This is a genomic window from Vreelandella indica (assembly GCF_037070225.1).
GTDB classification, from domain to species: Bacteria; Pseudomonadota; Gammaproteobacteria; order Pseudomonadales; family Halomonadaceae; genus Vreelandella; species Vreelandella arctica.
This window is the reverse complement of sequence record NZ_JBANSO010000030.1, coordinates 1-13,401: the sequence shown is the minus strand read 5'-3', so window position 1 is coordinate 13,401 and position 13,401 is coordinate 1. Positions and strand designations below refer to the sequence as shown.

General features: G+C 54.3%; 9 protein-coding genes and 1 rRNA gene. 8 read left to right on the top strand and 2 right to left on the bottom strand.

Annotated elements, in window-relative coordinates:
• Positions 1 to 3 precede the first annotated feature (3 nt).
• Positions 4 to 1,638, top strand: a complete 1,635-nt coding sequence (locus tag V8L71_RS17505) for an NAD+ synthase (protein ID WP_336274953.1) — start codon at positions 4 to 6, stop codon at positions 1,636 to 1,638.
• 38 nt (positions 1,639 to 1,676) lie between these two features.
• Here the strand turns inward: V8L71_RS17505 and V8L71_RS17500 are convergent, their stop codons facing one another.
• Entirely contained in the window at positions 1,677 to 3,383 is a 1,707-nt protein-coding gene (locus V8L71_RS17500; RefSeq protein ID WP_336274933.1) for a methyl-accepting chemotaxis protein, read from the bottom strand.
• A gap of 236 nt (positions 3,384 to 3,619) precedes the next feature.
• Complete coding sequence (locus V8L71_RS17495; protein ID WP_336274932.1) at positions 3,620 to 4,435, bottom strand: outer membrane protein assembly factor BamD; 816 nt, start codon at positions 4,433 to 4,435, stop codon at positions 3,620 to 3,622.
• 216 nt (positions 4,436 to 4,651) lie between these two features.
• Here V8L71_RS17495 and rluD point away from each other — a divergent pair, with 216 nt between their 5' ends.
• From rluD to V8L71_RS17460, 7 genes are all read left to right on the top strand, one after another.
• The gene (gene rluD / locus V8L71_RS17490) at positions 4,652 to 5,611 is read left to right on the top strand and encodes a 23S rRNA pseudouridine(1911/1915/1917) synthase RluD (protein ID WP_008959220.1); all 960 of its coding nucleotides are present in this window, start codon (positions 4,652 to 4,654) and stop codon (positions 5,609 to 5,611) included.
• Positions 5,608 to 6,363, top strand: a complete 756-nt coding sequence (gene pgeF / locus V8L71_RS17485) for a peptidoglycan editing factor PgeF (RefSeq protein ID WP_336274931.1) — start codon at positions 5,608 to 5,610, stop codon at positions 6,361 to 6,363. Before rluD ends, pgeF begins: the two co-directional genes overlap by 4 nt.
• A gap of 145 nt (positions 6,364 to 6,508) precedes the next feature.
• The gene (gene clpB / locus V8L71_RS17480; protein ID WP_101146383.1) at positions 6,509 to 9,088 is read left to right on the top strand and encodes an ATP-dependent chaperone ClpB; all 2,580 of its coding nucleotides are present in this window, start codon (positions 6,509 to 6,511) and stop codon (positions 9,086 to 9,088) included.
• Positions 9,089 to 9,522: 434 nt separating this feature from the next.
• The gene (locus V8L71_RS17475) at positions 9,523 to 11,247 is read left to right on the top strand and encodes an acetolactate synthase 3 large subunit (RefSeq protein ID WP_336274930.1); all 1,725 of its coding nucleotides are present in this window, start codon (positions 9,523 to 9,525) and stop codon (positions 11,245 to 11,247) included.
• Positions 11,247 to 11,738, top strand: coding sequence for an acetolactate synthase small subunit (gene ilvN, locus V8L71_RS17470; RefSeq protein ID WP_007113940.1), 492 nt, complete (start codon positions 11,247 to 11,249; stop codon positions 11,736 to 11,738). The genes V8L71_RS17475 and ilvN overlap by 1 nt, the downstream gene beginning before the upstream one ends.
• A 208-nt stretch (positions 11,739 to 11,946) precedes the next feature.
• Positions 11,947 to 12,846, top strand: a complete 900-nt coding sequence (gene pssA, locus V8L71_RS17465; RefSeq protein WP_422822707.1) for a CDP-diacylglycerol--serine O-phosphatidyltransferase — start codon at positions 11,947 to 11,949, stop codon at positions 12,844 to 12,846.
• Between the two features lie 458 nt (positions 12,847 to 13,304).
• A 16S ribosomal RNA gene (locus V8L71_RS17460) occupies positions 13,305 to 13,401 on the top strand; the annotation flags it as partial.

Sequence of the window (13,401 nt, the reverse complement as noted above, 5' to 3'; positions counted from 1 at the left end):
CCCATGCAAGACTTAACGCTGGTAATGGCCCAACTCGATCCTCTGGTCGGGGATATTCCCGGCAACGCCGCACGCGCGATTGAAGCAGTGCGTGAAGCACGGATTGAGCATGGGGCAGATATTGTTGTCTTTCCTGAGCTTTTTTTGTCGGGCTACCCGCCGGAAGATTTGCTGCTGCGCCCCTCAATGGAAACCCGCCTACGTGAAGCTCGCGCGCTAATGGCATCAAAAGTTGCCCGCGACGTGCTGGTGATTATTGGCTACCCAGGGGTTCGCGAAGGCCGTTGTTACAACTTGGCTGGGGTGCTCTACAACGGCCAGTGGGAAGCTGAATACGCCAAGCAGGCGCTGCCTAACTACCAAGTGTTCGATGAGCAGCGCTATTTCACGCCCGGCACTGAAACGCTGGTGTATGAGCATAAAGGCGCCAAGCTGGGCATCGTGATCTGCGAAGACCTATGGGATGGCGCGCCGGTTAAGGCCGCCGCGCAAGCGGGTGCGGAGGTGCTGGTCTCCTTGCACGCCTCGCCCTATCACCAGGACAAGCCCGCGGAACGGCTGCGCTTGTTGGAGAAACACGCCCAGGATACGCAGCTTCCAATTGTGTATGTGAACACCATCGGTGGCCAAGATGAACTGGTCTTTGATGGAGGCTCTTGCTGCGTTAACGCCAGCGGTGAGTTACAGGTGCTGGCACCGTATTGGCAGGCAGGCCTGATGCCGGTTCAGTTTTTGCAAACCAGCGCGACGGTGTGGGAACCCCAAGCCGGAGAGATTGACCCGGAGGTAGAGCCGGAAGAGAGCCTTTACTGTGCGCTCGTGACCGGGCTGCGCGATTACGTCAACAAGAGCGGTTTTGATGGTGTGGTGCTGGGGCTTTCCGGCGGCATTGATTCCGCGCTTTCGCTGGCGATTGCGGTTGACGCACTGGGCCCTCAACGAGTGCAGGCGGTGATGATGCCCTATCATTACACGGCGGATATTTCCAAGCAGGACGCTGCAGAGCAGGCCAATATGCTCGGAGTGCACTACGAGATCATGCCGATTGAGCCCATGGTCGAAGCCTTTATGGGGACGCTTGCTGAAAGTTTTGCCGGTACGGAACGCGATACCACCGAGGAAAACCTGCAGTCGCGCTGCCGCGGTGTGCTGCTAATGGCGATTTCCAATAAGAAAGGCTTGATGGTGCTGACCACCGGCAACAAGAGCGAAATGGCGGTGGGCTATGCCACGCTGTATGGCGATATGGTGGGCGGCTATAACGCTATTAAGGATGTGTATAAAACCTGGGTTTATCGTCTTGCCCGCTGGCGCAACACGCAATCACCTGCCATTCCTGAGCGGGTGATCGAGCGGCCACCTAGTGCCGAGCTGGCGCCTGATCAACAAGATAGCGATTCCTTGCCCGATTACGATGTGCTCGACGCGATCTTAGTCAGCTACATTGAAGGCGATATGAGCGCTGAGGCAATTATTGCCGCTGGTTTTGACGAGGAAGACGTTTATAAAGTGGTTAAGCTCGTCGACCGCTGCGAGTATAAGCGCCGCCAAGCCCCGATTGGCGTGCGGGTGACGCCACGCGGTTTTGGCCGGGACCGCCGCTACCCGATTGTTAATGGCTGGCAGCCCGGCGCGTGATCAAACTTAGCGATTCATAAAGACGCTGTTGAGGTATCTTAAAAACTTTCCCACTCAGGTTCGGCCTGCTGAGCTTTTGCAGCAGGCAGTGTACCCATCGTATTAGACGAATGAGCACGCACAGGTGCCAATGCGGTACGCGGCGCCTGTACGTTTTGGGGGGATTCGGGCAGCTTGAAGACTTCCATGGCATGCAGCAGAGAGTGAGCGTTTTGACGCAGGTTGTTGGCGGCGGTGGCGCTCTCTTGTACCAGAGCCGCGTTCTGTTGGGTCACGTGATCCATCTCGGTCACTGCTCTACCTACCTCTTGCACGCCAGTACTCTGCTCGGCACTGGCATTACTAATTTCTTTCATAATGCTATTGACGCGCTCAATAGCCGCCACGATTTCAACGGTTGATTTGCTGGCCTCTTCGGCGCGTTCATTGCCGTGGTTAACCCGTTCCAGATTTTTTGAGATCATATTGTTTATTTCCCGCGCAGCGTCAGCGCTGCGTTGGGCAAGCCTGCGAACTTCTTCAGCCACGACCGCGAAGCCACGGCCATGTTCGCCAGCGCGGGCCGCTTCGACCGAAGCGTTAAGGGCCAGAATATTGGTTTGGAAGGCGATGGCATCAATCGTCGAAATGATGCCCGAGATTTCCTGTGAGCTTTTATTCAACTCGTTCATGGTGTCGACCACTTGATGCACCGCGTCGCCGCCGCGGGTGGCGGTGCGAGAAGCGCTCGTGGCCTCTTGACTGGCTTGCGCTGCGTTCTCGGCATTAAGGGTAACGGTACTATTGAGCTGCTCCATGGCGGAAGCTGTCTCGGCCAGCGCACTCGCTTGCTGCTCAGTGCGTGAAGAGAGGTCGTTATTGCCTTCCGCAATTTGCTCGCTGTTGCTGGCCACCGCCTCCGCCGAGGCACGTACCTGAGTCACAATGGTTTGTAACTGCTGCGCCATGGCAACCTGTGACGCCATAATGCTGCGGGTATCTCCCTTCTTGAGCTTACCCTGGCTGGTTAACTCGCCGCGACCAATTGCTTCTGCGAATGCTTTGACTTCGTGGGGTTCGGCACCCAATTCACGTAGCAGCTGGCGGGATAAAAACACCGCGATCAGACCGCCAACCAGTAAAGCGAACAGTGTTAGCCCCAGCATCTGCATCTGAAAGCCGGAGGCGGTGTCGCGTGCGGTCGCTGTGGTGGCGTCATTCAACTGTTGTTGAAGGTTGATGAACTGGTTAATGCGATTAAGCCATTCGGCGTAAGCAGGGCCCGCTTCTTCAAGTAGGAGTGTCTCTGCATCAGCAAATTGATCAGCTTGACGCAACTTTATAACTTGCTGCGTTAGCGCCAGTGTGGTGGCGGCTTGGGAGTCGATACTAGCAAGAATGTTTTGCTCTTCCTGACCACTAGGATACTCGTTAGTCACTTGGTGCTCGCCTTCCGACGCTGTGACGTAATCGCTGCTAAGGCTTTCCATTTCGCTGAGTAACGCATCTACTCTGCTATCGTCTTGGGTAAGCACTATATCGCGCAGGGCAATCGCGCGATCATGCACGCTTCCACGCATATCCACAGCAAACCCCAGCTTGGTGCCGTTAACATCGTTGATGGTGGTTAAGTCGCGATCAATCTGATTGACTTGGTAGATGCCTACGGCTGTTAGCAAAACCAGCAGCCCGAGTAGGGCAGAAAAACCGAATGTTAAACGCGTGCTTATTTTGGTGTTGCTGGAATCGGCGTTAAGAAGTGACATTGAGTGCTCCCTCAGGCGCCGTTAAGACGCTTTATTATTAAAGACGGACTAACTATATAGTGTTGTACAATTTTTGTATAGAAAATAAATATTGTTTGTACAATGTGTATAGCTAGATTGCATTTTTTTCTTTGAAATCAAAAGAGAGGGCAAATTACTAATAAAAAACCACGCCGAGGCGTGGTTTGATAGCTAACTGCTGTAGTGTTTTTTATCGATACTAGCTGGGCAAAGGCTTAATCATTTTGACCTAAGTGTTTCGGAACAAAGCGGCTGCCTTCTAACTGCTCATGATCAGGCGCGTTTTCTCGCAGTACCGCTAACACCTCATTGGCGCGATCATCCATGTCCAAGCCTTGATAGCCTTCTACCATGGTGGCTAGGGCATCCCGGGTGGCGCTTGATTCAGGATAGTTTTCGACGACCCAGCGGCCACGCTCAACCGCTGCCAAATAGGCCCCGCGGCGTAGGTAGTAATCGGCGACATGCAGTTCATGGCGGGCCATTAGCTCACGTAGGTAGACGATGCGCTGCTGGGCATCCGGCGCATATTCACTCTGCGGGTAACGTTGGATCAGCTCGCGGAAATCATTGTAGGCATCCCGCGAGGCGCCCAAATCGCGCTTGGAGATGTCGATCAAGCGCAGGCGCTCTAAGCTGAAGCGGCCTGCTTGCCACGCCGAAAGGCCGCGAAGATAGTAGGCGTAGTCTACCTGGGGGTGGTCGGGGTGAAGGCGAATAAAGCGGCTGGCCGCTGCCCGGGCTTCTTCCCAATTGCTATTTTCATAGTAGGCATAGATCAGCTCAAGCTGTGCCTGCTCAGCATGGGCGCCAAAAGGGTAGCGTGTATCGAGCGCTTCTAAACGCTCAATCGCGATCGGGTAGCGGTTGCTGTCTAAGGCCGTGCGGGCCAATTCATAGAGCTCGCGCTCCTGCACCCCAGCAAATTCATCTTCCTCTTCTTCACTGGTGTCGTTACTCGCACAGCCCGCTAAAAGGGCAAGGCTTAGGGCTAGAGCACCAAAGCGGTTGGCAGCTGAAAAAACGCGCATCTTCATCCTCGTTGCAAACAAGCCTCAATCACCAAAAAGCGGCGATGGCCATAAGTAGAAATGGTAGAATAAGTCGCAGTCCGCCCACTATAAAACACCTCGACATAAAACGCAGGCTTAGCGACGTTTCGTCAGGTGCCGTCAATATTGATTTTTCCATGCTGAGGCTGATTTTTCGCCTTGCTGGGGTTTTTTCGCGCTTTAAAGAGGTTTTTCATGTCTCGAATAGTTGAAGACACGCAGCGTGTGCCCGCCACACTGGCCGGTGCGCGGTTAGACCAAGCGGCGGCGGAGTTGTTCAGCGATTACTCACGTGAACGCTTAAAAGCGTGGATTAATGCCGGTGAATTAACCGTGGATGGCGTACAAGCCAAGCCGAAAGCCAAGCTGCACGGTGATGAAGTGTTGGCACTGCAGGCCACCATCGAAGACGATACGCGCTTTGAAGCGCAGGATATCGCGCTGGATATCGTGTATGAAGATGACGCGGTAATCGTCATTAATAAAGCGGCGGGTATGGTCGTTCATCCCGCTGCAGGCAACCCGGATGGCACGCTGCTCAATGCCTTGCTTTACCATCACCCGGCGCTTGCTGAAGTGCCACGTGCGGGTATCGTTCACCGCCTGGATAAAGATACCACCGGCTTGATGATGGTGGCGAAAACGCTACCCGCTCAAACTGTTCTGGTGGATCAGTTGCAGGCACGCAGCGTGTCGCGCCAGTACGACGCGGTGGTGATTGGTAAGCCGGTCTCTGGCAGTACCATTGATGCGCCTATTGGCCGTCATCCGAAAGATCGTAAGCGCCAAGCGGTGACCACAGCAGGTAAGCCAGCCATTACCCATTTCCGTGTGGTCGAACGGTTTCGTGCGCATACTCATGTGCGGTGCAAATTAGAAACCGGGCGTACCCACCAAATTCGGGTACATATGGCCCATGCTCGCTATCCGTTGATTGGTGATCCCATGTATGGCGGCCGTGCCAAGTTGCCGCCAGGCGCTGCGGAGCCATTGAAGGAGATATTGCGCGAGTTTCCGCGTCAGGCGCTACATGCGCGGAAGTTGATTTTCAAGCATCCGGTCAGTGGCGAAACTGTTACTTTTCAGGTCGATCTCCCCGATGATTTGCTAATGTTGTTGGATTACCTGCGCGAAGATAACGAGACGATGAGATGAGCGATGCCATTAATTTAAGGCCGACGCTTTTAATGCCTGACTGGCCAGCGCCGGCCAATGTAAGAGCCTTTGTGACCACCCGTGAATCGGGGCCTAGCCAGGGGGATTTCGCCGCCTTCAACACAGCTGCTCATGTCGGTGATAACCCCGACCATGTCGCACTGTGTCGCCGCCTGTTGCAAAAAGAGATCGGGGATGAGCGACCGCTACTGTGGCTTAATCAGACCCACGGTGCCCGCGTTCAGCAGGTTTTTGAACCTAACGTCGCCGATGCGGATGCTGCCATTGCTACGTCTAATGAGTACGCCTGTGTGGTGCTGACAGCAGATTGCCTGCCGGTCATGCTGTGCAATCGCGCTGGAACCCAGGTCGCCGTTGCCCATGCGGGGTGGCGTGGTTTGGCAGGTGGCGTGCTGGAGGCGACGATTGCTGCAATGAATACCGATCCCAAGGACATCCTTGTGTGGTTGGGCCCCGCGATTTCCAACGCTCAGTTTGAGGTTGGCCCGGAGGTCTATGGTGCCTTTGTGGCAGTGCATCCTGACATCGCCGACGCTTTTGATCATAGTCCCTACCGGCTGGGTCATTACATGGCCGACTTGTACCGGTTGGCGCGGTTTCGTTTGGAAGCACTAGGCGTAAACAATATAAGTGGCGGCCACTTCTGTACTGCCTGCGAGTCGCGATTCTACTCCTACCGTCGCGATGGCGGTAAAACCGGCCGCATGGCCAGTGTGATCTGGATCAATTAAACCAGTGGTTTGTTCACACACCTCTTGAAAAGCATGGAACTGACGCCATTTAACTTGTCAAGCTAATCGTGGTTTAGCACGTTCAACGACAAGTTGCCGGGTTACGCGGTGCGTCCAAACGCACGGCACCCCCAGGAGGAATTTCATGCGTTTTGATAAATTTACCGCCAAGCTCCAAAGCGCGATTGCCGAGGCGCAGTCACTGGCCGTTGGTCGCGGCCATAATCAGCTAGATCCCGCTCATTTGCTGCTGGCTCTGCTCGATACCAAAGACACCGGTATTAAAGCCCTGATTGAAAAAGCCGAGGGGAGTCCCTCGCGTCTGCGCGATGGGTTGATACAGCAACTGGATAATTTACCCAAGGTAGGCCAGTTCGATGGTGAAGTGCAGCCATCGCGGGACTTTATCAAGCTGTTCAACTTAACTGACCGTGAAGCGCAAAAGCGCGGCGATCAGTTTATTGCCAGTGAGCTAGTGCTGCTGGCAGCGCTTGAGATGAACTCGGCCCTCACCAAACTGCTGAAAGACGCAGGTATTAATCGCAAATCCCTCGAAGCGGCTATCAATAGCCTACGCGGCGGCGCCACGGTGGACGATGCTAACGCCGAAGATCAGCGTGAAGCGTTGAACAAATACACCATGGATCTTACCCAGCGTGCGCTGGACGGCAAGCTGGATCCGGTGATTGGTCGCGACGACGAAATTCGCCGTACGATTCAAGTACTGCAGCGGCGTACTAAAAACAACCCGGTTTTAATCGGTGAGCCGGGCGTGGGTAAAACCGCCATTGTCGAGGGGTTGGCCCAGCGTATCGTTAACGGCGAAGTGCCTGAAGGGTTAAAAGATAAGCGCGTGCTCTCGCTGGATATGGGCTCGCTTCTGGCGGGCGCCAAGTTCCGAGGTGAGTTTGAAGAACGCCTGAAAGCGGTGCTTAAAGAGCTCTCTCAGGAAGAGGGGCGGGTAATTCTGTTTATCGATGAACTGCACACCATGGTCGGCGCAGGCAAAGCCGAAGGCGCCATGGATGCAGGCAATATGCTCAAGCCTGCCCTGGCTCGCGGTGAGCTGCACTGCGTCGGTGCGACCACCCTTGATGAGTATCGTAAGTATATCGAGAAAGACGCCGCGCTAGAGCGCCGCTTCCAGAAGGTGTTGGTGGATGAGCCTTCCGAAGAGGACACCGTGGCGATTCTGCGCGGCCTGAAAGAGCGCTACGAAGTACACCATGGCGTGGATATTACCGACTCGGCGATTATTGCGGCGGCCAAGCTCTCGACGCGCTATATCTCAGACCGTCAGTTGCCAGACAAAGCCATTGACCTGATTGATGAAGCCGCGTCGCGTATTCGTATGGAGCTGGACTCAAAGCCAGAGTCGATGGACCGCCTAGATCGCCGCTTGATTCAGTTCAAGATGGAGCGAGAAGCGCTCAAGAAAGAGACCGATGAGGCGAGCAAAAAACGCTTGGAAGCTTTGAGCGCCCAGATTCACGAGCTAGAACGCGAATACGCAGACCTGGATGAAATCTGGAAAGCTGAAAAAGCCAGTATACAGGGGGCGGCTCAGTTTAAAGCCGACCTTGAGCAGGCTCGCCTAGATTTAGAACAGGCGCGTCGTCAGGGTGATCTGGGGCGGATGTCGGAAATTCAGTACGGCAAGATTCCAGCACTCGAAAAGAAAATTGCCGAAAGTGGCGAAGGCGAAGCGGATACCTCAAGCCACCAATTGCTGCGCTCCAACGTGACCGAAGAGGAGATCGCTGAAGTGGTTTCCCGCTGGACGGGTATTCCGGTCTCCAAAATGCTCGAAGGTGAGCGTGACAAGCTACTGCGTATGGAAGAGGCGCTGCACGAGCGAGTCATCGGGCAGGATGAAGCCGTTGAGGCGGTGGCGAACGCAGTGCGCCGCTCACGGGCAGGGCTTTCAGATCCCAATCGCCCCAATGGGTCATTCCTCTTCCTCGGCCCTACCGGCGTAGGTAAAACCGAGCTATGTAAGTCGCTGGCCAACTTCCTATTCGATACCGAAGAGGCGATGGTGCGTATCGATATGTCGGAGTTTATGGAGAAGCACTCCGTGGCTCGTTTGATCGGTGCCCCTCCTGGCTACGTCGGCTATGAAGAGGGCGGCTACTTAACCGAGGCCGTACGGCGCAAGCCTTATTCGGTGCTGCTGTTGGATGAGGTGGAAAAAGCGCACCCGGATGTCTTCAATATCCTGCTACAGGTGCTGGAGGATGGCCGCTTGACCGATGGGCAGGGGCGCACGGTGGACTTCCGCAATACCGTGATCGTGATGACCTCCAACATGGGCTCGGATATTATCCAGCGCATGGGGGGAGATGATAGCGACTATGAAGTAATGAAAAACATGGTCATGGAGGTGGTGGGTAACCACTTCCGGCCTGAGTTGATTAACCGTATTGATGAAGTGGTGGTTTTCCACGCACTGGGGCAAGAACAGATCCAGGCGATTGCCGGTATTCAGCTGGAGCGCTTGAAGTTGCGCCTGGCTGAGCACGACCTGAAGCTAGAGGTCAGTCCTGAAGCCATGGCGCAATTGGCGGTAGTCGGCTTTGACCCTGTCTATGGGGCGCGGCCACTCAAACGGGCGATTCAAAGCCGTATTGAAAACCCGCTGGCGCAAGACCTGCTGGGGGGTAAATTTACCCCCGGTGATACCATTCATATCACGGCAGAAGAAGGCAAGTTGGTGTTTAGCTAATCATTGGCAACGCATTTTTGCGCAATTGAATAGGGAAAAAGCCCTGCTAGCGTTGCTGGCGGGGCTTTTTTAATGGCTTCTTGCGACCTTTGTTGCGTTTGGCCCGATCGGAGGTTGACAGGCTGAGGGCGCTAATGGAATCTTGTCGGTTCCTGATTTGCGGGCGCGGACTCAACGGGCAACCCCTAATCCCCGCGCGAAGGGTAGGCGAAGGCCTCTACCCGCCGAAGGACTTCCGGGCTTGGGCTAACCGTCCAACCTGGCCAACGCCCCGACACGGCGAACTGCCGTGATAAGAGTGCAGGCCCTAACCGGGCCATCTGCCAGGGTTTGGCATCAGGTGCCGGCAAGGGCCGGCAGCGGCATACCGCCGCACTCGACACCGTGCCCGTGTGGGTACGGATCGCACTCGAGACCTCCAGGGGAGAAATACAGTGGAACTGCTTTCCGGCGCAGATATGATCGCCCGCTTCTTGCAAGATGAGGGCATCGAATACATTTATGGTTACCCCGGCGGTGCAGCGCTGCATATTTACGATGCACTCTTCCGCCAGGACAAGGTGAAGCACATTTTGGTGCGTCACGAACAAGCGGCTACTCACGCGGCCGATGGCTATGCTCGCGCCTCGGGCAAAGCGGGCTGCGTGCTCGTCACTTCAGGCCCCGGTGCCACGAATGCCGTGACTGGTATTGCCACCGCCTACATGGATTCCATTCCCATGGTAGTGCTGTGTGGCCAGGTGGCCAGCCACCTGATTGGTGAAGACGCCTTCCAGGAAACCGATATCGTCGGTGTGACACGCCCGATCGTGAAGCATAGCTTCTCAATCCGTCACCCGTCTGAAATTCCGGAAGTGTTGAAAAAGGCGTTCTACCTGGCGTCGACCGGTCGCCCCGGCCCGGTGGTGGTCGATATCCCAAAAGACATGACTGCTCCCACGGAGCGCTACGAATACGTTTACCCGAAAAAGGTCAAACTGCGTTCGTACAATCCGGTAACCCGCGGCCATACCGGTCAGATCAAGAAAGCCGTCGAAATGATGCTTAAAGCCAAGCGTCCGGTGTTTTATACCGGCGGGGGCGTGGTGACGGGCAAAGCCAGCGAAGGCTTGACTGACTTGGTTAAACAGTTGGGATATCCGATTACCACTACGTTGATGGGCATTGGCGCGTATCCGCAAAGTGATCGACAGTGCTTGGGCTGGCTAGGTATGCACGGCTCTTATGAGTCGAATATGGCCATGCATCACGCCGACCTGATTATTGCCATTGGGGCGCGCTTTGACGACCGGGTCACCAATAACACGTCGAAGTTCTGCCCGACAGCTAAAATCATTCACGTTGATGTCGATCCAAGCTCGATCTCTAAAACGGTACGTGCCGATGTGCCCATCGTTGGCCCGGCTTCCAGCGTTATCAATGAGATGATCAGCTTGGTGCAGGGGCATAACATTGCGCATCCTGAAGCACTAACGGAGTGGTGGGAGAAGATTGACGGCTGGCGCGCCGACCGTGAAGGCAAGCTTTATGAGCGATCCAAGCCCGACGAAGCGCTGAAGCCACAGGAAGTCATCGAAGCACTCTGCCGTGTTACGCGGGGTGAAGCTTATGTGACGACTGATGTTGGTCAGCACCAGATGTTCGCTGCTCAGTACTACAAGTTCGACAAACCCAACCGGCTGATTACCTCCGGTGGTTTGGGCACCATGGGCTTTGGCTTCCCTGCTGCGATGGGTATTAAACAGAACTACCCGGATGATGATGTGGTGTGCGTCACCGGTGAAGGCAGCTTCCAGATGATGATGCAAGAGCTCTCTACCTGTAAGCAGTACGGGGTGGGCGTTAAGATCGTTAATCTTAACAATGCATCGCTGGGCATGGTGCGTCAGTGGCAGGATTTGAACTATAAGTCACGTCACGCACATTCTTATATGGAGTCGCTGCCCGACTTCCATATGTTGATTGAGGCATATGGGTTCACCGCGATTACCGTCAATACGCTTGACGAGCTTGAGCCAGCGCTAGAGCGTGCGTTTGCTGATAAGCATGAACTGGTGTTTCTTGACGTGAAGGTCGACCCCTTTGAGCACGTCTATCCGATGCAGGTACCGCTAGGTGCCATGCGCGACATGCTGCTGTCTAAAACGGAGCGTACCTGATGCGTCATATCATCTCGATTCTGTTAGAAAACGAACCGGGTGCGCTGTCACGTGTAGTCGGGTTGTTTTCCCAGCGTAACTTCAACATCGAAACGCTGAATGTTGCCCCAACGGAAGACCCATCGCTGTCGCGCTTAACGGTGACTACCGTGGGCGATGACCGGGTGATAGAACAGATCACCAAGCATCTTAATAAGCTGATTGATGTGGTGAAGCTGGTGGATCTCACCGAAGGTAACCATATCGAACGCGAATTGATGTTGGTGAAGGTGAAGGCGCTTGGTGCGGCGCGTGATGAAGTGAAACGTACGGTGGATATCTTCCGTGCGCAGATCGTCGACGTGACGCCAAGCCTGTACACGGTGCAGATCACCGGCGATGCGGGCAAGCTCGATGCTTTCCTTCAGGCCATGGCGCCGGTGGGGATTCTTGAAGTTGCCCGTACGGGTGTTTCGGGGATTGCCCGGGGTGATAAGGTTTTGTCGCTCTAAGCCCGAAAGTACGCAGCCTTTACAGCTAGCCCTTAAAAGCAAGCACCTAAACATAAGCGTCGCTCCTTTCCCAGAGCGGCGCTTTTTAATTATTAGCCTGTTAATGCTCGTTGACGTCAGCCCCCACAATGCAGCAATTGGCTGGCTGAGTGGCACTCACCGTGTAGAATGAAAGCGACTACGGTTCCCGTGACTTCACTTTTAATGGATGAAACCTATGACACAGGACGCTCGCGATCAAGAGCACTCAAACTCTGATCAGTCAAATCCAGGCCAGCCTGATGAGGCTGAACAGCAAGACAGTGCTGATCAATCAGAAGTAGTTGGCAACGAGGATTTGGCGGCTGCTTTCTTACGTGAAACCGAAGTGGTTGAAGAGACGGTTGAAGACGGCAAAAAGATTCGCCGTCGTGGTATCTATTTACTTCCTAATTTATTTACCACTTCAGCGCTTTTCGCTGGCTTCTTTGCGGTTGTCGCTGGCATTAATGGTGAGTTTACCTCAGCTGCCGTGGCGATCTTTATTGCAATGGTACTGGATGGCTTGGATGGCCGTGTTGCGCGAATGACCAATACGCAAAGTGAGTTTGGGGCCGAATACGACAGCTTGGCGGATATGATCTCGTTTGGGATGGCGCCTGCATTAGTCGCTTTTACCTGGATTCTGCAGGACATCGGTAAAACCGGCTGGGTAGTCGCCTTTCTCTATGTTGCCTGTGCCGCGCTTCGCCTAGCGCGCTTCAATGTGCAGATTGGCAGCGTGGATAAAAAATGGTTTATCGGCTTGCCGAGCCCCTCTGCCGCAGCGCTGGTAGCCGCGAGTGTATGGACTTTCCATAGCTTTGACGCTGATGCCTTTGGTTTCAAACTGTTGATGTTGGTAGTGGTGGCAGCAGCAGGCGTACTGATGGTGAGTAACATCCGTTATTACAGCTTTAAAGATCTCGATTTTAAAAAGCCGGTGCCTTTTGTTGTGCTGTTAGCCATTGTGTTGGCGTTTGTGATGATCTCGGTTGAACCTTCAGTAATGCTGCTACTACTGTTTGGTACTTATGTAGCTTCAGGGCCTGTGTTAGCCGTAATGCGCAAAGCAAAACCTAAGAACTGAAACTTTTTCCTACTCATTTTAATAAACCTCTTGCCAACCCGGCCGCGAAACCGTAAAGTACGCATCCGCTGCCGGGGACGCCAAGCGTTACCAGCGGTGCATGAGGTGTAAAAGCCTTGGTTTGTCAGGAAGTTAGCGCAAGTTTCATCGCTCGCTTCAGCCGCTAAACACAGCGGTTGACAACCACCAGGAAATGCGTAGAATACGCCTTCCTCGCTGAGGCAAGCCAAGTCAACGGCTCGCCAGGTTGCTTTTACAGTAACCAGGACAGCGAAACCGCTCTTTAACAATTTGATCAGGTAATTCATGTGGGCGCTTGCTGACGTTGGTGACAAATCACCAAATATCAAGGCAAGCGGTCATGACAATGTAAATTGAAATGAATTCGTTTGAACCTTGAGCCAAGTTTGATCCGCTTTTGTCACTTTCGAGTGGCGAGTAAGGATCACAATGATTGTAAACTGAAGAGTTTGATCATGGCTCAGATTGAACGCTGGCGGCAGGCCTAACACATGCAAGTCGAGCGGTAACAGATCTAGCTTGCTAGATGCTGAC